This window comes from Brucella pecoris (genome assembly GCF_006376675.1).
GTDB lineage: Bacteria > Pseudomonadota > Alphaproteobacteria > Rhizobiales > Rhizobiaceae > Brucella > Brucella pecoris.
The window spans coordinates 1-20,470 of the sequence record NZ_VEWK01000023.1 but is presented as its reverse complement, the minus strand read 5'-3'; the positions used below and the strand labels follow the sequence as shown (position 1 = coordinate 20,470).

Here is a 20,470-nt window from a genome sequence, read left to right as displayed (position 1 = left end):
CGTGAGGACCTGTGCGCCGACGCAGCTTTGCGCCGGGGATCAGGTGGGCGCGAACACGACAAATCTCCAGGAACCAGAGTGTTGATCCAATCTGGCGACAGGGTTTTAGCCGCGGAACGCCGCCTAGAGGATTTGATTTCGGGGTACGGGAGGGTCGCGGCCAAGAATGGGCACCGTTACGTTAACCTGCCTACGGATATATCCTGGACTTTGATGTACCGTTTGTAAGCGGATTACAGGCCAGCGATATCGCGCCAGACAGTGTTAGCGGTTTGGCGCAGTTCGCGGTGAATGGCAGAGGTGAAGCGGTCGCGGGGAAAATGATGAAGATTGTAGATCGGGTCGTGGATGGATGCGAAACGCTGCAAGTGTCGTGCTGACTTGAAACGCTTCATAACCCGTTCTCGTCGTCTTATGGGTTGATGCGAATTCTCGGCCCGATTGTTCAAGCCCTTATGCTGGCGATGATCACAGACCGTGAGGCCGATCTCGCGGTTGGCGGCACCATATGAGCCGAGCTTATCAGTGACCATGACGCGAGGAACTGCGCCCTGACCTGACAGCAACTTCCGAATGAAACGCCTCGCAGCCCTGGTATCGCGACGTTTCTGGACCAGCACTTCCAGCACAAAGCCATCCTGATCAACGGCGCGCCACAGAAAGTGCCGTTCGCCGTTGATTGTCACGACAGCCTCATCGAGATGCCATTTGTCGCCAAGGCGCGGCACGCGGCGACTGATTGTATTGGCATAGTCTCGTCCAAACTTTTCAGCCCATTCGCGCACGGTCTTGTGGGTGACGATAATCCCTCGGTATGCCAGCATGTCTTCGACCATGCGAAAGCTCAGCGGAAACCGGAAATACAGCCACACCGCCTCTGCAATAATCTCAGGCGGAAAGCGGTGGCGATGGTAAAGCGAGGAGCGACGGTCGTGCATGCCATCTTATCCTCCGCTGAGCTTTACAACAAAGTTAACGTTACAGTGCCTACTGAAAGGAGTCTGTCGCGCCTTATTGCTCTTTTCGCAATCAGGCAATCGCCCCTAGCCCTTTCTTCTGAACAACGGTCAATAAGCGTAGTGCAGGTCCGCCAGGCTTCTTCACTCCACGCTCCCAATCTGACACCAGACCCTTGCTCACATTGAGATAGCGGGCAAAGACGGGCTGCGATATATGTTCACGCTCGCGAATGGAGCGGATCTCTTCCGGGGTAAGGGGCTCAATCGCGGTCAGGCACGCATCATCAAATTCTCGCATGGTCTGCTTGTCGATCGCGCTGACTTCAAACAGGCCCTCCATAGTTTCGTGGATGGCCGCCATTGCTTCGCTCTTATATTTCTTCACCATCGTCAACCTCCGAAAAACGCCCGCCGCTCCTGCCTATATAGAATAATCGTGCGAAACCCGCCTGACTTTCCCTGTCCTGCCCGGGCGACTCGTTGCTCAATGACACCGCCACTGAGATCGGCGTCTATCTGACCGCGCTCGGCACGACGCACCGCTTCTATCAGGGCGGCGTCTGTGATCCTCTGCTTTCGCAGCAAACCGCTCAAACCAAGCGTTCTTAAAAATCTGCACCGTCATCTACCTGACTATAAATAACACCTAGCGTGACACTTCAAGGGTTGGTATTGCTCATGGGCCGCCCTGCCCTTTGGAGCCTCATTGCGATCCTTGCCGATGCCAGGTTTCCATTGCTTATCATCCCAGAAAACAGAAGCTGGCTGATGGAGAAGCCCCCTGCCCTCGCCTTTTGGGTAAGGGATCGCAAATAACCGCCTGGTGAACTGATGGTCGCCAGCTTCTGCAGGATCCAGGCAATGGCCGTCGATGTCGCATCTGCTCCCATAAAGCTTAGCGCTTCGCGATAGGCGGATGGGCTAATGCCGAGGAACCCGGAAACGATCTGTGACGCATCTTGAAGCTCTCGCCATGTGCTGATGCCGTTTGGTCCATATTCGCGAATATCGGGACATGTTCGCAGCACTTGATCGAGCGAAATGGCAGTTGAAACAGGGATACTGCTCTTGCTTTGGGAGATCGAAGGATCCGTTTCTTCCGAAGAAGGCTCCTCCAAATCAATCTTCTTGCCATTTTGAGATTCAAAAAGGGATTCTGGCAGGGATTCATTATGCTGCCGCTCAGATTGAGCGACGTTGCCGCTCATTTCCGGAACAATTGCCATGTTTTTCAAAGCGATAGCCAATTCATCGTAAATGGCTGCAAGATTGGCCTTGATAATCATCAGCTCATCGAGGGATGCCCGGCGCGGAATGGTGTCTACAACCCCACGGAAGCGAACAAATAGCCCTTCAAGACCCTGAATAAGGTCACCGGACCCATCCGCATTTTCTGAAAAAGCCGAAGCGATCTCTCTGCGCATGACGGACACTTCATCGCGAAGTCGCTTCAAGGCTTTTTGCTCCGCAAGGATTTTATCTGCGATACCGGCAATCTCAGATGCGCGATCAAGCAACGGCGCAAAGGAAAAGCCGAAGGCAAGTTCAACGCCCCCTTCCCTGTCCTTATGTGCATAACGCTTGCGAGTTGGGCTATCTTTGCGCGCAATGATGCCGGCCTCAACCAATGAAGCCAGGTGACGGCGCAGCGTTGATTCAGGCATGCCATGGGCACGCAGCGACAGTTGGCGATTGGATGGGAAAACGACGAGGCCGGTTTTCTCATTCATGTCGTCGTCAGGGAGAAATGACAAAAGCGAACTGAGCACAGCAAGGCAGCGATCATTGAGATCGAGTGCTGACTTGGCCACACAGAGCTTTTTGTAAATCACCCATCTGTTTACCCCCCTGCCCTGCTTATTCTGCAGTTCAGGATTTTGGGCGAAACTATTCCTTCGCCCGCGAAACACGGACGTGACAGTTCCCAGAATTTGCATTCCCTCTCACCTTTCAAAAGGCAAAAGAAATCCACCCGCCAAAATGACGCTTATGACTCTTGACACCGATTCGGGGAAATGCGATTCTCAGTCTGCTAAAACATCGAGAAGGGCTTCCACGACGGCAACGTTTGGGGGCCTTTTTCTTTTGCGGCTCAATCTCCATTCTTGGTTTCTGATTGCTTGAATTCCTCAAAGAGGATTTCAAGTCGCTCGGATAACCAATCGCCGAACGGTCTAGCTTTCTCGCTTTTGAAAGAGAAATCGACCTGTTTCGGCTTTTGACTCATCGTAATGGCAAATTCGCTAGATCCCCACGACTTTGCCGTTGGTGTGGTTCGTTCCTTTTTGACCGGCTTGCCTTTGGCATTCGCCGCAGTGAAGACCCGATTGAAACGCTCGTCGCTATCTATTGAACCAAAATCGTCTGAAGTTACGATTTCGGAAATTGCAGCGGCCTTACGTTCGACTAGAAGGCTTAGTTCAAGCCAGCGTTCGCGCCCTACCCCAGGAGCTGATCCTATAATGTTGACGAGTTGCGGCGAAATACGGGACGTTACGGAAATCATCTTGGAAATCGCTGCCGCATTAGCTGCTAGTGCGGAGGAGATTGTTTCACGGTCATATCCGAGTGTCTCAAGATTTTTTGCGAAAAGAGCTTTCTCAATGAAACTGAGATTTGCTCGAGCCGAATTCTCTTGTCCTTGCGCGATAATATGTGTTTTGTCGTCAAGTGCCTTTACAACTGCTCGAACATTGCGTCCGAGCTCGCGGGCTACCTTTACACGACGATGACCAAAGACGATCATAAAACGACCATCTACGCTTGGATGAGGACGAACGAGTATAGGGCTGTCCTGTCCCCGTTCCTGGATAGCTTGAAGAAGCTGCTGATATTCTTCACCATCAGTACCAAGACGATCAGATACAAAAGAACTGTCTATAACATTTGGATCGAGGTCGACGACTTGCTCGCCTTCAAGGAAAGCGTCAGCTTGACGCGCAAGCTCATTAACAGAACGGATCATGGATTTGGATGCGCCACCGATCCGATAATTGGACGTCACTGGCTCTTCGGTTGACTCCGTAAGTCCCGCCAGAAGATTTTTCCTAGCCATTTCAATCTCCGTAATCGCTTATCTCACTGAATTTGCAATCATAAATGCTGAATTTGTCAGCAGACAAACTCATCTGCCCCAAGATTCGTGGATAAGGCCTTCAATTTCGCCATTGACGGCATCTAATGATTCAATTGCACGTTCATAGGTGGAACGTGTCATCGTGCTTTTTTCGACCTCATAGAGCGTTTGCTTTGTGATCCCTGCATCTGAGACAGCGGTTGATTTGACCATCTGGTTCTTGAGGATAAACTCGCCAAACAATGTCTGCAAAAAAGCCACCATCTGAGCCTGTGGCTGATCTGTTGGCTCGTATCTTGTTACAAGGTAGCGATACCATTCCAGATTTACCTCTGCGCCGGCAGCGCGGATAGGCTCGAGAATATTGCCAAGCATCAGGAGGAACTGGCCCATCGACATCACATCCAGCATCTGGGGATGTATCGTGATAAGAACTGCCGTGGCTGACGTGAGCGCCGTTATAGTCAGGTAGCCAAGCTGTGGAGGGCAATCAATGACGACGATGTCGTATTGATCGTCAACTTCTTCGAGGGCTTTCGAGATGCGGGTAAAGAATGATTTACCAGCATTCGAATTGCGGTCACTCATTGCGAGGGGGGTATCATATTCGAATTCCTGCAATTCCAAATTTGCAGGAACGATGTCCAGTCCAGGAAAGTTGGTGTTCTGAATAATTTCAGAGAGCGGCTTTTGCTCCTCATCATATCGGATCGCGTCATAGATTGAAGGGACCTGATCCAACTCCGGTTGAAACCCGTGCAGTGACGAAAGCGAGGCTTGAGGATCGAGGTCGATTGCCAAGACGCGATGACCAGTAAGAGCCAGATGTTGGGCCAGATGGGCGGTAGTTGTTGTTTTCCCAGAGCCGCCTTTGAAGTTAACGACCGCTATGACCTGAAGATGTTCGCCTGGCTTTCTGTGCGGGACGTAATTACGTGTTTCCGATCGACCGTTTTGATCAAGATACTGGCGAATGTCATGCATCTGCTCAGCGGTGTACGATCGCCGACCCGACGGCGAAGTTTCAGGAGCGGGGCCTTTGCCTTCCAAATGAAGTTTCTTAAGGTGACTCTGGCTTACACCTATATATTGTGATGCTTCTGCAAGAGAGAATGAACGAAGTGTCTTTTTTCCAGAATCTGGGAAGTTCTGAACGCTGAGCAAATGCAACTTCTTCGAAATTTGATCCCCTTGATCGAGGATGTGTTTTTCGAATTTAAGCGTGGCTTTCGGCTTTTTGAGCGAGATCTCGTTCATTACCCATTGATTTCCATAAAAACGATTTTTGGACAGAATGGCCAAACTAACCGTTATTATGTCCGATTCTTAGGGATCTGCAACAAATTTAAAGTTAATAATAAGTTAACGCCTTCGCGGGGTCTATAGCTCGCGCTCCGGTCCGTTATCATATTGATTTAAAGTTATATTTTCCTACTTTTGTCGGCGGACAAAAATTACTGAGATTGGTTTTGTCTGGGAGCGAAACGTCACAAAGTTAAATGCAGACGAATAGTCAAGAACGGCTAATCGTCGCCGATACGGGGTCGCGAGTGGCACTCATTTGCCGAGACTGTCTTGTGAGATGCCTCCGCCCGAGATCAACGTCAAGCTCTCCTAGAGTGAACAGGATAAGCGATCACATCGGTAGGACTACGATGATGGTGATGATTCATAAGCTTTAACAACAGGCGAAAGTGGCTCTCAGGGGCGTGCTCAACCTCATAATCCGAGATTGTGATCAGCACGATAACTGACAAGGGTGATTGTCGCGTTTGTGGAATTGTCGGAAAAGACCGCGGAAAAGCGCGCCGGCTGGGTTGCAATGAGAAGGTTTGTGCTGAGCAAAGTAGACAAGGCGCATTACTAACAAGGGAGTATTTCGATGGAAACGCCGCTTAGAATTAGAAACGTTCTGCTAAAAGCTTTCCTGATCAATCTGATGTTTATCATCTTTGCGTGGTTGATGTCGCTCAGCGGCATTACAACAAGTATGATGTCCGTCTTTTTTGGCTTTAGCGTCGATCAAACACACATGTACATGGCCAATATCATCGGGTTCTGGAAGATTCTGAACGTCGTCCTTTTCTTGATTCCCGCAATAGCGATCCATTGGGAATATCGCGCAAAGAGATGACCATGATAAGCTTGGCAACATTTTGCGACCCAGTCGCGTAAATGGATATGGACCGCAGCGTCGCCAGTCTCGTGAAGCAAATGGAGTTCGGCCGGTGGTGCTTCGCAGCGAAGAAGTTCTGTGAAAGCACGGACGATCCCCGCGCTTGCACTGTGGGAATGAGTTAGGCGTCCAGTTGGTGACGTAGATCGAGGTCATTCAATTCGGTGAACGGGCCAAGTGCTTCACAAGGAAAACGACTTCTTGTGCGATCGAACGGCGCTTTAGGCGAGCTGTACTGTACTCAACGTTGGACGATCGCCAGTGCGACCACAACGACTATCGTCATAAAGCCTAGCGCCCCAAAGACGAGGGTGCCGAGTGCCCTTGCGAACGCCTTCGGTGTGCTGGAAACGCCATCGTTGGTGGACCACCGTGTCAAGCATGCGAGATACCAGATGGTGGCTGCCAGGAGAACGACAGCACCGGTTATCCGTGAGGTCTGAAATACCACGAGCGCTATTTCTACCGACAGCGCGAATGGAACAACCATATAGCACTGCCCATAAAATGCAGGACGAAGCGACGAGCGCGTGATGTCTTGGCCGGTTTGTTTCACGCGCTGGATGGCAAACAGCAGCGGAAACAGGCTGAAGATGACCGCCTGAAACAGAAGTCCGCTTCGTATATCCGCGAGCACGCCCGGAAGCTCTGCTTGGCTGGTGCCGAATGTCGCCTGAAGCCCGTGAGCGAGAAGAAGCGTCAGGAACAGAAAGAGAGGGGGCGAAAGAGCATCCTCGAACTGCTGGTCAGGCGGATCGGTCAGCTCCTTTTCAGCGTAGAGAGCCATCTCGACCGGACTGACGATGCAACGCCAAAGGGTTAGCGGATAGAATACAAGCCAGGACACGATCTCGTAGAGGAGGGCTTCGACCGAGCGTAGCAGGTTCATCAAATCCATGATAGCGCTCCTGGAGTTCCCACCAATCCGCTCATCTTTCCGTTTAGGTTTGCCCTTACACGCCCAATCGTCCCCTTGAGCAGTATCCCCGCATATCGTCCGATTGGGTGGTATGTTTATGCGATATCTTCCCTGGGTTTACAACTCGCTGGCAGCGGGGTGTGCTGTTGACTCGGAGGAAAAACCATCGGACGAATTGTGCCACAAAACAGGGTCCGGTTAAGAAAGCTGCTAAAGGACAATTGATGACGATGTTGCGCACCATCCTGATGAGCCTTGTTGTGATACTGGCGACACCTTGCCTGGCGGACAATGTCAGGCACGAAACGGTCAAGTTCGCTGCCGGGACATCCAGTTCGACCATCAATTCGAAGTTGAAGGGTTGCGATACAGTTGAATACAAACTGGGCGCTACGGCAGGTCAGAAAATGAGCGTCCAGCTCGATTCCAGAAATTCGAGCCTCTATTTTAACATCACCGCACCAGGCGCAAACGAGGCCCTCTACAACAGTTCGATCAATGGCAACGGCACGAGCGTCACAATCCCGTCGAGCGGAAACTACGTCATCCAGGTCTACTTGATGCGCAACGCCGCCCGGCGTGGGGAAACGGCGGAGTACGCGCTTACCCTCTACGTCGAATAAAGGGCATTCTAGTGCCGGGGACGGCACCTTCCCCACTATAACAGTTCATCGTTCGTGTTGGCCTTTGCTCCGCTGCGCCATCTGGCATTAATGTAATAGTCAGAAGCCTGAAGCAGGGAGCGATGACTGAATCCTTGGGAAAGGCCAACTGTTATCAATGCCCGCAAGGCTTCCAGAAACGCTACCGAGATAACCCGGCTCAGGCCGAAGGCAAATAGTCAGGAACATCAGGCGACTGATCGGTTGTCTTGTTAAAATGAATGGTGAGCTGACGTTGAAGTCCTTGTTTGAAATTGGGTAGTCTGTGAGAAGCCGCCCATTTACGCCGGTTGTGGAACGTAGGCGCTAGTGACGGCAGCAATAATTATGCATCTACGGGAAGGCTTCTCTGGTTGGTCGGGCCTGGGTCAGCATTATCTGGGCCAATGCCTCTGGTTCCAGTCGAGCTACGTTGTGGCCACAATCGAGAGAAAAAGTTGACCAATCCGTTTCCTCGCTCAAGCGTTGGTAAAGGTCGAGGAATGGACTTCCATCCCATCCATGTGCGCCAACGAAGACCTTACGAGGTATTTCACGCCAGCGTCCGGTTAAAGTGATTGACTGGAGAAATGTCGCGATCGGCTGTGGGCGGCATCGTGGGTCCAGATTGGAAGGCGGGGCACAATTCAGCCCGTCACCTTTTGCACCTGCGATGAACATGTCTCGAAAACGCGGTGTTGTCAGCGACCAGACCGAGTCGCCGGTTTCTGGGACATAAGCGTCAACATAGACCAGTGAGCGGATGCGCGACGGAACGGCGTCCGCTACGCCGCTCACGATCATTCCTCCGTAGGATTGCCCGACAAGGATCAAGTCGTCACTATGCGACTTCACGACATCAACGACCTCGCTTACATGAGTTTCAAGATTGGCCGATGGGGCAGGCGTATCACCGAGCCCCGAAAGTGTGATTGGCACAACCATGTGCCCGTGCCCTGCGAGGATATCTGCTACTTTCTGGTAGACCCAGCCGCCCTGCCAGCCTCCGGCTATCAGAATGAAAGTGGCCATAATAATCGTTCCTATCGTTGGTGCGGTAACGAACTGAAGAATAGACCGCTTTTGCGCCCAAACCGGTCATTCAGCGTAATCGCAGTTCTTCATGTATCACGACCGGCGGGAATTGGATGAAATCTGCCGAGTCGAATTCGACGGCGAACGCGAGTCTTCTGGTTTCTGCCCAGCCGATAGCTGCCGCTCTGGCTGACTGCGGTACGTTAGTTGCCAAGGAGCAGTGAGGAACCCAGCGACCAACGCGGTAATGTTCGTGACAGCTCAGGGGATCGAAGTGGCCGTGTAATCTGCTGTGTAGGCCAGATAGAGCGTGGTTCGAACGCGGCTCTGTCCAGAGGATCATAGTCTCATTGTCAAAATATTTTACTGTGTCGAAGGTAATTAAAAGTTTTCACTGTGCTGAAAAGACCTCTGCCATGATTGCGCTAACGTCGCCTGGCCATTGCTCGAACACCGCAAGTGTCAGATGGGGCGGATACCCTAATTCCAGCATCGAGCCTTTCGGTTCAAATACGCTCGCCTCATTCCAAAGCTTCAGGATTTTAACTGCGGTAGCGTTGCAGCTTTTCAAGCTGACTCCATAGGGCATTCATTGCCTCCACCGAGTGTTTCTTTTAGACCCTACAGCAACTAGGTGTCGTCGGTCGAGCGTTCGCTTTGGGCCTCATAACTGCCAATTGCAATACCTCAGTGTCGCTCAGCGGAAGCTAGAAGCTCACTGAGCTTGGCGTTGAACCCGTTTTGTTTGGCGCCGTATACGAACTGGGCAATCGCTCTTGCGTTGGTACCAATTATTGGTACAATCGCGTAAAGGAGTGAATATATGTCACGAAACACATCAGTTACGCTCGGTGATCACTTCGCCAATTTCGTCGATTCACAGGTGAGGGGAGGGCGCTATGGCTCTGCCAGTGATGTTGTGCGTGCAGGATTGCGCCTTTTAGAAGAACATGAAACGCGCGTTAGGTCCTTGCAGGAGGCGCTGATTGCGGGCGAAGAGTCTGGTCAGTCGAAGCCCTTGGATCGTGAGGGCTTCCTGCAAAGAATGAAGACGAAGCATGCGCTTTGATGGGTATCAGCTTACACCGCTTGCCGAGGCCGATCTCGAAGATATCTGGGTTTACACCTTACGCGAATGGTCATTAGAGCAAGCAAATAGCTACATCAATGACGTCATGGATGCTTTTGAAGGGTTAACGGACGGGAGCAAACGTGGTCGGTTGACGGACATCCGACCAGGTTATCTCAAATATGCCGTCGGATCCCATGTGATCTATTTCCGGGAGCACGAGAACACGCTGCTTGTTGTGCGTATTTTGCACGGGCGTATGGATGTTGGGCGGCACATGTAACGCATATTGTGTTGCATTATCGAAAGTTCCAATGACGGAGGATTGTCTATCACATTGATTGAAAGACGGCCTCTCGGCCGAATGATCGGTCAGGCGCTTAGCGACGAATGAGACCAAAACGGTGGGCTTCATCTAAAAGGTGACGAACGGAGGAAGGCTGCCATTTCCTCCCACCGCGCGTCGGCCGCTCTCCCATCTGATCGAGCTGGGCCGCGATATCGCGAAGCGACAATCCGGGATCGGCAATCGCAATTGCGGCGACCAGTTTCATCAGGTGATCAGAAGGGATGCGGCGAGGGGATCGGGCAACAAGCTTCTTGTCGGCGATTTTTTCGCGGACGAGACGATGCACGGCGCGGCGCAGACGCTCGACCGTCCAGTCATGTCCGCGCCTATTGAGCACCTGTACGATATTCTCCCAGCTGTGGACCGGGCGCATTTGTTGCACCAGAGGCAACCAGGTCTGTGCCGAGGTGATCAGTTCATCGAGATAGCGTTTGTTGCGCGCTTGAGATACGGCCCGGATCGCTTCCGGCTTGCGCTCTCTCAAGCCGGGATTTCCAGGAAGCTTGCCGCGCGCCTTTGCAGCTTTGATCCCCGCTTTGGTCCGTTCTGCAATCAGCGCGCGTTCGAGCTGTGCAACGGCGTCCAGCACCTGCAGAGAAAACATGCCTTGCGGCGTGGATGTGTCGATGGGATCACGGATAGATCGAAAGTGGATGCCGCGTTGTTCGAGATCTTCGATAACCTGCAGAAGGTGACTGACCGAGCGGGCGAGGCGGTCCAGCCGGACCACGACGAGAACGTCACCGGCAACGAGTTCCGACAGCAGGCGGGTCAGGACCGGGCGGGCGCGTGAAGCCCCGGAACCCTGCTCCTGAAAGATGCGATCACAGCCAGCGGCTTGCAACTCGTCCATCTGTGCATCATGGACCTGATCGTCGGTCGAGACGCGTGCGTAACCGATGAGGCGAGCGGGACGGGGCAACGCACTGGTGGCCTGACGTTTTGACACGGCTGTTTCTCCCGCGCTTGAAGCGGCTTTGTTCAAATAAGGAATGCATGAGAAAATGGTCAGTTGCAAGCGAGTTTTACTATGCGATTTAACCGCCATCAGAAGCGATTTTAATCGGTAAACGAGGAAACCCTCATCAAAACAACCGTTGCGCGCCAGCGGCCTACCTAAGTTAAAAGGTCCCAATCTATAAACAGGGAGAGGGATAGATAAGCTGGAATGATCGCGGTAGGCGGCGAAAAGAGATAAGCCGAGAGCCTCGGTAGATACCGAGCAATCCGTAGTATGATAGCTCGTCCTTGGCGAAAAAATGAAAGGTAAGAACACTTGGCGTCCCTTGCGGACAACAGTGCTGTGAGAAGGGCTCCAAAAGAACTGTTTTCCTAAAATAGGTGCGACCGATTGGAGAAAATGTGAACTCGACGATACATTAAATCCTTAGATCGTGGCGGGAGATACGTTCCTTGATCTGCCATTTGCTTTTGCTTCAATGGCAGTGTTAACTGTCGTTCGATTGGCGTTGGGGGCATAATGCAGAATCGACAGTTTCTGTTCTCGATATTCGGGCTTGTTGTCAGTTTTCTTGTTTCGGGCTGCATGGCATCCGATGTCGGGCCAATCAATCGTTCAGCGCCTCAATTACTCGCATTCGACAATCATTTCGTGCCCGATCATGGGGATGATGGCGCAATGATAATTGGCCTGGCGTTTTCTGGCGGCGGCACTCGGGCTGCCGCTTTTGGCTATGGAGTTATGCGGGCGCTCGACGATACGATAGCGGACGAATATCCCTATGAGCGAAGCCTGGTCGATAATATCAGGATAATATCGGGGGTGTCTGGAGGTGCGGTTCTTGCGGCCTATTTTGGCATGAAAGGACGCGATGATTATCGGGATTTCCGTGAAACGTTTCTGGTCAGGAACGCTGAAGAACGGGTGCGCACCAATGCTTTGTCGCCAGCAGTCGCCATTGGCGTCCTGAATGGTGGCGCAAATGATCGATCCTCGCTGGCCCGTTGGCTCGATGACAATATTTTCCATGGTGCGACCTATTCAAAGTTTGACTGGCCCAATGCGCCATCGATCTGGATCTCTGCATCGGATATTTATAACCGGGTTCCATTTCACTTCAGCGTAGAAACCTTTGCAGCACTGTGCAGCAATCTGAAGGACGTGCGGCTCGCCGATGCGGTCGCGGCGTCCGCGGCGGTTCCAGTCGTCTTCAAGCCCATTTCGGTTGCATCTAATCATGGCGCCTGCGCATATCGCCAGCCCGATTGGCTAAGCCGGGTCATGCAAGATCCCGAGGCTTCATATAGACTGAAGGCTTACGGACACGCTCTGCACACTTACCGGTCGACCAATGTGAATTTCATAAAACTGCTTGATGGTGCGCTGACCGATAATCTTGGACTAACGCCATTTGCCATGGCCAGAGCGTCGGCGCAGACCCCCTATGGGCCATTGTCGGCTGCGGACGCTGTGAAGCTGAAAACGTTTCTTTACATCATCGTGGATGCAGGCCGTGAGATGGAATATCCATGGGTGAGGGAGCTACAAGGGCCAGGGCTTTCTGAAATTCTTGGCGCGGTTACTGACACTGCCATTTCCTCGTCGGTCAGGGAAGGGTTCGATGCACTCAAGCTGGCGACAACGCAATGGCGCGAGGAACTCATTGCATACCGATGCAGCCTGACTGCCGTCACGGTAATGCGCTATCGCGGCTCGTTGAAAGGGTGGGACTGTCGCGATGTCCGGTTTCATGTACAACGCTTGTCGATACAGGATCTGCCTGTCGGCATGGCAGCACGTTTCAATGAAGTGCCAACCCGTTTTACACTTCCGACAGAACAGGTAGATCAGGTGATTGCCGCCGGTCGCGTTGCGTTTGAAAGAAACGTCATCATCCAGAGCGCTATTCGCGAGGTCCAGTCCTATGCTGGGGTCAGAAAACGGGTTAACCCGAACTTGCCGCAACAAGACCTATTATCATCTGAAACACTGGTGTCAGGGCATCCGTACCGCCAGCACTAGCCGTTTGTTCGCAATATTTCCGTTCATGACAGCCGATCCGAAGCCATAGAATTTTACCATGATTAAACTGCTTTTTATGCTTGCCTGGACATCGCTATGCACAATGCTTGCATTCTGGGCGGCAATGGCGCTCTGGTTTCATTTTCAGGTAGGTCAGACGATCAAGATCTGTGTCATGGCCGTGACCGCACTTGTCCTTGTGACTTATATCTCGGTCCTGTTTTCATCGCGTTCGAGCAGTCAGTTGATAGGTTTATGTAACGTTGCATTCATCTGCTTCGGTTCCATTTTTTTGGCCTGGTGGTTGTCGATGAAGCCCTCGCTTACTCGCGACTGGGCGGCAGATGTTGAGCACACAGTGACAGCGGATGTTCAGGACGACGAGGTGACATTTCACAACATTCGTGACTTCACATGGAATGACAGCCGGATATTTGTGCCGAGGTGGAAATCCGGGACGTACAGGTTGAGCGAACTCAATTCGGTGGATGTCATCTTGTCTTACTGGACGCATCCGGCCATTGCACATACATTGATTTCATTCGGCTTTGCAGATGGTCGCCATCTGGTGTTCTCAGCCGAAATCCGCAAGAAAAAAGGTCAGGAATTTTCTTCGCTGGGTGGCTTTTTTAGAAGCTTCGAACTCGCGATGATAGCGGCGGAAGAGCGCGACATCATTTATTTGCGAACCAACGTCCGCGACGAACGTGTTTATCGATATCCGGTCGATGTTGATCCGGAGCTTATGCGGGCGATGTTGCTCAAATATATCGAAAAGGCCAACGATCTTGCCAGAAACCCGACCTTCTACAATACACTTACCTCCAATTGCACGACGGTCGTTTTCGACCTTGTTCGCCTGCTGGAGCCAGGTTTTCCATTTGATTACAGGATTTTGCTCTCCGGCTATCTGCCGGAGTTTCTCTATGACAATGAGTTGCTCATGAACAGCGACCTGCCGTTCAGTGAAATCCAGCAGCGCGCCTTGCTGACGCCGGTTCGCTCGATGGAGCGCGAACAGTTTTCTACGGTCATCCGGCAGCCTGCCGGTACTTAGCCAGGCCGGATATATGCGAGACATGCGCTAGCTTATGTCTTGCTTCGTGTTTGCGTATTTTTTTAGCAGGCGAAGTTTGGGAAACGTCATGAACGATTTTGGCGGATCGACCAGAGCCGACAATGCGCGCGCATAATCCAGCACCAGACCGGGCGTCCACGCCATGGATTCTGCGCGTTTGCGCATCAGTCCCGCTGCCCATAGCTCAGGATAAATGATCGCGCGCAACGCTGTCATTATTGGCCAGTTGTGGTCACGATAAACACCTTCCAGCGCTGCATCCAGAGCATCAGCGACTGCACTTGAGCAATTGCGGTTTGTGAGATTATAGGTGTTGTCTGCGCTGTAATGTTGCCAGAATGCATTCAATCGCGATGCGTCGATATTCTTGATCACCACCTGCACCGTCGATTGGCACCATTCGGCGGATTCTTCCTGATAGCTTGGCAGGAAACGTCCGGGCACATTGTTGTCTGCGGTGGCGCGTAATGTCCGGGTGAATTCGTCCGGCGATCGGTCGATCTCGACTGCCGGATAATGGCTGATATAGACGTGTGGGGCCATTTCCAGAGCCGCATGGCCTGTGGAAATGACGCCGTTTGTATCGACGGCTGCGATATATCGATTGATGGCCCTTTGATGAAGCGGGGTCATGACCTGACCTGTCGGAGTCCAGACATGGACGATCAGTTCGCTGCGATTGGCAGAATGGGCGAGGGAGCTGGAATCCGGCTTGTTCCATAAAGGATTTCTGTTGAAGATACTGCTGATCGATGCGCCTTCTTCCAGCCGTCGCACCCGTGTCGCAATGTTCAATATGCCAAGGCTGGTAAGGATCATGACGGCGCCGACATTGAAGGCAACTGTTCCGGCGTACCATGTTGGCCATGGCTGAAGCGTTGCAATGGCGATGCAAACTTCCGCAATGCCGCCCATCAACCCCAGCCGCCAGCGGGGATAGCGGACAACCCATGCACTGCCAATGCGCACACTGCCATCCACAAGGAAGCAGAACCCCAGCACCATCGCAAGCGTGAAGTGGCTGGCGGGGGTGGCGCTGAGGATCAGCAAGGCGACCGCGAACAACGCGATACCCTGCACGACACGCATTCGTCTCGCCGTTCCCTGACTGAACGCGGCAGCCAGGAGGCCGACAGCCGCTTCCGGCAGCAGGAAATAGCCAAAAAAGCGCGACGGAATGATCGTCTTTCCGTCCAGCGCATCTATAGCGATGAATGTGCCGAGGAGAAGCCAGACGCCGCCGGTAATGAGCAGTATTTTCCAGTGCCGCTGAATAATTTCGCGACCAAGGAGAATAAGAACGATGCGTATCATGCCTGGGGGTCTCCACTGGGTTTAAGCGTGCGCTTTACGATCAGGGCGAACACCATGAAAACGACGCAGACCATTCCCACAAAGGTCGGTAGGCCGTGCTGCATCACGTCCAGAAAACCGCCTGCCAGCATCGGTCCCACCAAGGCGCCACCGCCCCAGAACAGCCCCATCGCCGCATAGACGCTGATAAGGTCCGCCCCACGGAACTGCGAGCCGATTATCGCGAGCATTGTCGTATAAATGCCAACGAAAATTCCGCCCCAGATGAACAATGCCGGGTAGGCCAGCCAGCTCACCGATAGAAGCAGGGGCCAGAGAAATGCCGTTATTGCGGAAACCGCCGTTAGGGCGATCATCAATGTAACCCGGTTCATCTTGTCTGATAGCCAGCCAATGGGAAGCTGCAGCGCAATGGCACCGACCATGAGAACCGTGATCAGTTGTGCACCTTCGGTTTCGTTCCAGCCGAGCCGCATGGCATAAATGGCAAGGAAAGACAATCCGGCTGTTTCAACTGCCGAATTGATTGCCGTTGTTCCCATGGCAATGGGCGACAGTCGCATCATACGCAAGAAATTTGAGTGTTTTTGCTGGGCCATTTCAATCTGTCGAAGTCCCGGCAGACTCATGATGACAAAGGCGAGGAGGGCGACGACCGCCCCGATTGCAAATGGCACCAACCCTTCAAACCCCGTAAACGACAGGATCAGCGGGCCGCCGGCAAAACCCAGCGAGAGCGACGCCGTATAGGTCGCCATGATGCGTCCGCGATTTTTATTGTCGCTCAGCTCGCTGGCCCAGGTTTCCGTCAATACGAACAGAATTTCGGCAGAAATTCCCAGCAGGAAACGCAACGGAAACCAGAACCAGAAACTAGGCACCATTGGAAACAGGATCAGAAGCAACGCTGATGAAAGTAGCGCGGCCATGATGAGATATTTGGGCTTGTAGCGGATAGCCAGTCCCGAAAGGAAGGGGGCTATGCACAGGACGCCGAGCGCATGCATGGCGGCATTGGCACCGACAAGCGTTTCCGTCAGCCCGCTTTTGATAAGCATATGCGCCACCAGCGGAGCCGTCAGGCTGTAAGTGAGCCCGAAAATTGACGCTGTCGCAATTATGATGGCAAGGGAAAGGAGCGAACTTTTTTCACTTGAGCGTTGTGTTTCAACGCTGTCGACTTCTGCTTCCAGTCTCAATTCTTTGCCCCAACCCAAAAGAATAGAATCGATGATACCCCATTGTCCAATACACCGCTCTTCGTAATCAATTAGTAAAGCCGAAATTGCAAAAATTCTACATAGAGGCCTCCCCGAAAAGGCTAAAACGGTTTTCGGAGAAGACTTGTGCTGAAAAGAGATTTTAAAACATTGATCTATTTCATTCAGATCGGTCGTCACACTCTGTGTAACTTCGAATAAACGCCGCGATAAACCAGAGGACCTATATCCCATTCCCTTCTAGAGAATATAGCGCGACAATCAGGATGAGACGCCGCATTGCCTCACGAGAAATACTCCCTGATTGTTGGCTGTTGCCTCATCTGATTTGCTCCCGGCATTTGTGGGTGCGGAGCAAATCAGATGAGGTTGATCAGCGTGACGACGAAAAATGAATTGATTGCTGCTCTGGCAAAGCGCTATGCGGCTGGAAAGCGGGAGGAAAAATCGCAGATCCTCGACCAGTTTGTTTCGATAAGTGGAATGCATCGCAAACATGCGATGCGGCTGCTGCGCGGGACCGACAAGCAGTCGCAGTCGCGAAGGCGAGCGCAGATTTATGACGAGGCGACCCGGCAGGCTTTGATCGTAGCATGGGAAGCCTCCGACCGGATCTGTGGCAAGCGATTGAAGCCCTTGCTGCCAATTTTGATCTCATCGATGGAACAGCATGGCCATTTGAAGTTAGACGATCAGGTCCGCACACTTTTGCTACAGATGAGTGCGGCTACCATCGATCGTACATTGAAAAGCGTGCGCGAAACACCGGGCGGCCGTCGACGTCGACGTTCCGTTGCTTCATCGGCATTGAAGCGGAGTGTCCCAATTCGAAAGTTCTCCGACTGGGGTGATCCCGCACCTGGCTTCATCGAGGCCGATCTGGTGTCGCACTCCGGTCCCAACGCACGCGGCAGCTTTATTCAAACTCTTGTCCTTACCGATATTGCGACCGGTTGGACCGAATGCGCGCCTCTGCTTGTTCGCGAACAGAAGCTCTTGACGGAAGTTTTGACCGAGCTTCGCCGCTTAATGCCGTTCCCGCTGCTTGGCTTTGATACAGATAACGATAGCGTATTCATCAACGAGACGATCAGGGATTATTGTATTGATTCAGATATCGAATTCACTCGCTGTCGACCATATCGCAAAAATGATCAGGCTTATGTAGAGCAGAAAAACGGATCGGTCGTCCGCCGTATTGTTGGCTATCATCGGTATGAAGGTGTCGAAGCTGCGGCGACGCTCGCGGAACTTTATCGTTCGGTACGCTTGTTCGTGAACTTCTTTCAACCATCGTTTAAATTGCTGGGAAAGCAGCGAGATGGTGCGATGGTCAAGAAGCTCTACTCTTCTCCCGCGACGCCACATCAACGGCTTTTGTCGGATGCAAGGACGGCGGTGGAGGTACGCGACCGCTTGTTGCACATGAGTAAACAACTCGATCCTGTAAAGCTCCTCCGCGACATTCGTGCAGGACAACAGCGGCTTGCCGACATCGCGCACCAGGGAACACCCTCAACTGAGGCTCCCGATATCGAGAGCTTTTTGCGAAGCCTGCGTATCGCGTGGACGGAGGGCGAAGTTCGTCCGACAGCGAAAGCGAAGCCAAAACTAAAACGAGAGCGACGGCGGCCTGACCCGCTGGTTAACGTCACGAATGATCTTTACAGTTGGTTTGAAGCTGAGCCATGGAGAACCGGTCGGGAGCTACTGGAGCGGCTTCAAACCATTCATCCAGGTGAATATCCTGATGGACTAATCCGTACGGTGCAACGACGGGTGAAAGGCTGGCGCCGCGATCGCGCGCATAGAATGATCTTCGGAATCGAACCTGGCGAAGCTGAACAGCTACCAGAGTTCACCGGAGGATAGGGAGCATTCTGGTGAGGCAATGTGCTATCCGTTCGGGAGCATTCTCTGATGAGGCAATACGAATCTCACCTAGATTGCCGTTATGCAAGAGAACACGGTTTATTTACGCCCTCTATATAATGAGTTGCGCCAACGTATTTTTTGGGGGGGCGTTCATGGCAACATTACTGGGGATGTCGATTTACGTATCATTCTTGGCATTTTGCTTTTTCGGGGCGCTTTTATATGCTTGTGGGTGGCTCCTTTTGGGATTGCGAGCTGCGCGTGCGTCGAAAGACCCTACTTCGGTGCCCATTGGTGCTTTTATCGGGACCATTTCCACCGCATGGGCTTTATCTCTTGGCTTCGTCGCTGCAGACGCATGGACGCTCAATTCCCGAGCCGATCTCGCGACCAGCAACGAACGATCTGCAATTTTTCGAATGCTGGGCACTGCTCATCCCACGGTGCTGAACAATGCGAGGCTTAAGAGTGCAGTAGAAACCTATCGGGCCCTGGTGGTTTCCGATGAATGGGGAACCGACGATAATATCGAACCTTCGCCGAAGGTGGAGAGGTCGCTTCTTGCCATTCGTTCCGTTGTCCAAACAGTGGCCAGTGATGGCACGCCCGCTCCGATCGTATCTCAGCTCATTCATGATTTTAACGAGCTTCAGAATGCTCGCAATGATCGCATCGCTATCGCTAACACGTCCATCGACCAGTATAAATGGTATCTTGTACTGGCGCTGACATTCCTGACTATCGCAACTATTGCCTCGACCCACGCGGATCGGGTGCGGGCTGGGAGGCATGCCTTGTTACTTTATTCGGTAACGGCTTCGATCAGCCTGTGGATTCTTGCGATCCATGCCAATCCATATATCGGCACCGAAGAACTAAACCCCACGCTATTGTTTTCAAGCCAGCGTAGCTGATCAGGCACGTTCTTGAGCGGTCATCACGATGAACGACCGCTGTTAACAAGCTGCATGTGGCAGTTTATAAGTAAGCGCGATCCAGTTCATGCTTAGTGCGGTCGAAGAGTTGGAGGTCCCTCCGTGAATAGTATCATAGCAGCCGCGATGCGTGCCCACTACGCCGCTTAGCATCGTTATAATAGTCGGACGCCTGCTGCACGGAGCGATGGCGTGATTGTTCCATCGCTTCGGGGAGTGGAATGCCACGATTGGCTGCTTCGGTGAGATAGCCGGAGCGCAGGCCGTGCGCCGAGAATTCTGTGGCATCAAGGCCAGCCATTTGCGCCCGCCGCTTGACAATCCGGTTGACGGCGCTCGGTTCCAGCGCCCGTGCCGAAACATTGCCCCAGCGATCGACTTTTCGAAACACGCTGCCCTTGTCGATTTTTGCCGCTTCCAGCCAGCGGGTGAGGGCTTCGACGGGTCGGCCGGTCAGATAGACGATTTCATCGTGATCGGCGCCACTTGTTTTGGTGCGACCGAGATGGATGCCGAGAGAGGGGAGGGGAGAGCCGTCCTCGTCAGTGACAGGGGCTTGTTTGACCAGCTGTTCCATGCGCAAGCCGGCCACTTCGCTGCGCCGGCGTCCACCTGATCCAAAGGCCAGCATCAGGATGGCCCGGTCGCGGAGCGCGGTTAGATCCTCGCCGGAACAGGTTGCCAGCAGCTTGCCCAGAATATCGCCGGTAATGGCATTGGCACTCTTGCGGCTGCGCGGCCGGTTCAGGGCGCGCACCGCAAGTCGGATGGCCGATTTGACGGACGGCGATGAAAACGATCCTTCCAGACCGCGCCAGCGGGTCAGCGTCGACCAGTTGGC

The 20,470-nt window shown here is 52.8% G+C and carries 21 protein-coding genes and 1 pseudogene; 8 read left to right on the top strand and 14 right to left on the bottom strand.

Features of this window, described 5'->3' with window-relative positions; translation table 11 throughout:
- Positions 1–233 precede the first annotated feature (233 nt).
- The 6 genes and pseudogenes from FIB18_RS23335 to repA form a co-directional block, all read right to left on the bottom strand.
- A complete protein-coding gene (locus tag FIB18_RS23335; RefSeq protein ID WP_138787541.1) occupies positions 234–938 on the bottom strand; it encodes an IS6 family transposase in 705 nt (234 codons plus the stop codon).
- Positions 939–1,029: 91 nt separating this feature from the next.
- Positions 1,030–1,347 carry a helix-turn-helix domain-containing protein gene (locus FIB18_RS23330; protein ID WP_112807394.1) on the bottom strand — a complete coding sequence of 106 codons (318 nt, stop codon included), beginning with the start codon at positions 1,345–1,347 and terminating at the stop codon, positions 1,030–1,032.
- Between the two features lie 11 nt (positions 1,348–1,358).
- A pseudogene (locus FIB18_RS23325) lies at positions 1,359–1,584 on the bottom strand (type II toxin-antitoxin system RelE/ParE family toxin); the annotation flags it as partial.
- A 34-nt stretch (positions 1,585–1,618) separates the two neighbouring features.
- Positions 1,619–2,896, bottom strand: a complete 1,278-nt coding sequence (gene repC, locus FIB18_RS23320; RefSeq protein WP_140023208.1) for a plasmid replication protein RepC — start codon at positions 2,894–2,896, stop codon at positions 1,619–1,621.
- A gap of 155 nt (positions 2,897–3,051) precedes the next feature.
- Positions 3,052–4,014 carry a plasmid partitioning protein RepB gene (repB, locus tag FIB18_RS23315; RefSeq protein ID WP_140023206.1) on the bottom strand — a complete coding sequence of 321 codons (963 nt, stop codon included), beginning with the start codon at positions 4,012–4,014 and terminating at the stop codon, positions 3,052–3,054.
- Between the two features lie 69 nt (positions 4,015–4,083).
- Positions 4,084–5,292, bottom strand: a complete 1,209-nt coding sequence (repA, locus tag FIB18_RS23310; protein ID WP_094515336.1) for a plasmid partitioning protein RepA — start codon at positions 5,290–5,292, stop codon at positions 4,084–4,086.
- A 625-nt stretch (positions 5,293–5,917) separates the two neighbouring features.
- Between repA and FIB18_RS23305 the strand changes: the two genes are divergently transcribed.
- Positions 5,918–6,169: a hypothetical protein gene (locus tag FIB18_RS23305; protein WP_112585059.1), complete on the top strand. Its 252-nt coding sequence runs from the start codon at positions 5,918–5,920 to the stop codon at positions 6,167–6,169.
- Positions 6,170–6,452: 283 nt separating this feature from the next.
- Here FIB18_RS23305 and FIB18_RS23300 read toward each other — a convergent pair whose 3' ends face one another.
- A complete protein-coding gene (locus tag FIB18_RS23300) occupies positions 6,453–7,109 on the bottom strand; it encodes an MFS transporter permease (protein WP_125302467.1) in 657 nt (218 codons plus the stop codon).
- Positions 7,110–7,354: 245 nt separating this feature from the next.
- Here FIB18_RS23300 and FIB18_RS23295 point away from each other — a divergent pair, with 245 nt between their 5' ends.
- Positions 7,355–7,753: a DNA breaking-rejoining protein gene (locus FIB18_RS23295; protein WP_125302465.1), complete on the top strand. Its 399-nt coding sequence runs from the start codon at positions 7,355–7,357 to the stop codon at positions 7,751–7,753.
- Positions 7,754–8,125: 372 nt separating this feature from the next.
- Here the strand turns inward: FIB18_RS23295 and FIB18_RS23290 are convergent, their stop codons facing one another.
- The 3 genes from FIB18_RS23290 to FIB18_RS23280 all read right to left on the bottom strand — a co-directional run bounded on the left by FIB18_RS23290 (position 8,126) and on the right by FIB18_RS23280 (position 9,395).
- Positions 8,126–8,803 (bottom strand): alpha/beta fold hydrolase, encoded by a 678-nt coding sequence (locus FIB18_RS23290; RefSeq protein WP_125302462.1) that lies wholly within the window; start codon positions 8,801–8,803, stop codon positions 8,126–8,128.
- 70 nt (positions 8,804–8,873) lie between these two features.
- Positions 8,874–9,188, bottom strand: coding sequence for a 2'-5' RNA ligase family protein (locus tag FIB18_RS25490; RefSeq protein WP_376749582.1), 315 nt, complete (start codon positions 9,186–9,188; stop codon positions 8,874–8,876).
- Between the two features lie 9 nt (positions 9,189–9,197).
- Positions 9,198–9,395 carry a hypothetical protein gene (locus FIB18_RS23280; RefSeq protein WP_140023202.1) on the bottom strand — a complete coding sequence of 66 codons (198 nt, stop codon included), beginning with the start codon at positions 9,393–9,395 and terminating at the stop codon, positions 9,198–9,200.
- Between the two features lie 234 nt (positions 9,396–9,629).
- Between FIB18_RS23280 and FIB18_RS23275 the strand changes: the two genes are divergently transcribed.
- Together FIB18_RS23275 and FIB18_RS23270 are read left to right on the top strand one after the other, a co-directional pair.
- Positions 9,630–9,875 (top strand): type II toxin-antitoxin system ParD family antitoxin, encoded by a 246-nt coding sequence (locus tag FIB18_RS23275; protein ID WP_109366597.1) that lies wholly within the window; start codon positions 9,630–9,632, stop codon positions 9,873–9,875.
- Positions 9,865–10,158, top strand: coding sequence for a type II toxin-antitoxin system RelE/ParE family toxin (locus FIB18_RS23270; protein WP_140023200.1), 294 nt, complete (start codon positions 9,865–9,867; stop codon positions 10,156–10,158). Before FIB18_RS23275 ends, FIB18_RS23270 begins: the two co-directional genes overlap by 11 nt.
- Positions 10,159–10,255: 97 nt before the next feature.
- On the opposite strand, the gene FIB18_RS23265 is transcribed toward FIB18_RS23270, so the two are convergent.
- On the bottom strand, positions 10,256–11,173 hold the full coding sequence (locus FIB18_RS23265; RefSeq protein WP_235894961.1) for a recombinase family protein: 918 nt from the start codon (positions 11,171–11,173) through the stop codon (positions 10,256–10,258).
- A 531-nt stretch (positions 11,174–11,704) separates the two neighbouring features.
- On the opposite strand from FIB18_RS23265, the gene FIB18_RS23260 reads away from it, so the two are divergent.
- Both FIB18_RS23260 and FIB18_RS23255 read left to right on the top strand, forming a co-directional pair.
- Positions 11,705–13,207, top strand: a complete 1,503-nt coding sequence (locus tag FIB18_RS23260) for a patatin-like phospholipase family protein (RefSeq protein ID WP_140023196.1) — start codon at positions 11,705–11,707, stop codon at positions 13,205–13,207.
- A 58-nt stretch (positions 13,208–13,265) separates the two neighbouring features.
- Positions 13,266–14,264 carry an Lnb N-terminal periplasmic domain-containing protein gene (locus tag FIB18_RS23255; RefSeq protein ID WP_183621425.1) on the top strand — a complete coding sequence of 333 codons (999 nt, stop codon included), beginning with the start codon at positions 13,266–13,268 and terminating at the stop codon, positions 14,262–14,264.
- Between the two features lie 27 nt (positions 14,265–14,291).
- On the opposite strand, the gene FIB18_RS23250 is transcribed toward FIB18_RS23255, so the two are convergent.
- Positions 14,292–15,599: an HdeD family acid-resistance protein gene (locus FIB18_RS23250; RefSeq protein WP_174977469.1), complete on the bottom strand. Its 1,308-nt coding sequence runs from the start codon at positions 15,597–15,599 to the stop codon at positions 14,292–14,294.
- Positions 15,596–16,798, bottom strand: coding sequence for an MFS transporter (locus tag FIB18_RS23245; protein ID WP_235913302.1), 1,203 nt, complete (start codon positions 16,796–16,798; stop codon positions 15,596–15,598). The genes FIB18_RS23250 and FIB18_RS23245 overlap by 4 nt, the downstream gene beginning before the upstream one ends.
- A gap of 384 nt (positions 16,799–17,182) precedes the next feature.
- Between FIB18_RS23245 and FIB18_RS23240 the strand changes: the two genes are divergently transcribed.
- The gene (locus tag FIB18_RS23240) at positions 17,183–18,691 is read left to right on the top strand and encodes a DDE-type integrase/transposase/recombinase (RefSeq protein ID WP_140023193.1); all 1,509 of its coding nucleotides are present in this window, start codon (positions 17,183–17,185) and stop codon (positions 18,689–18,691) included.
- 155 nt (positions 18,692–18,846) lie between these two features.
- Positions 18,847–19,608 (top strand): bestrophin-like domain, encoded by a 762-nt coding sequence (locus FIB18_RS23235; protein ID WP_112585133.1) that lies wholly within the window; start codon positions 18,847–18,849, stop codon positions 19,606–19,608.
- A 133-nt stretch (positions 19,609–19,741) separates the two neighbouring features.
- On the opposite strand, the gene FIB18_RS23230 is transcribed toward FIB18_RS23235, so the two are convergent.
- The coding region (locus tag FIB18_RS23230) for a site-specific integrase (protein WP_140023190.1) at positions 19,742–20,470 on the bottom strand (729 nt) is incomplete at its 5' end.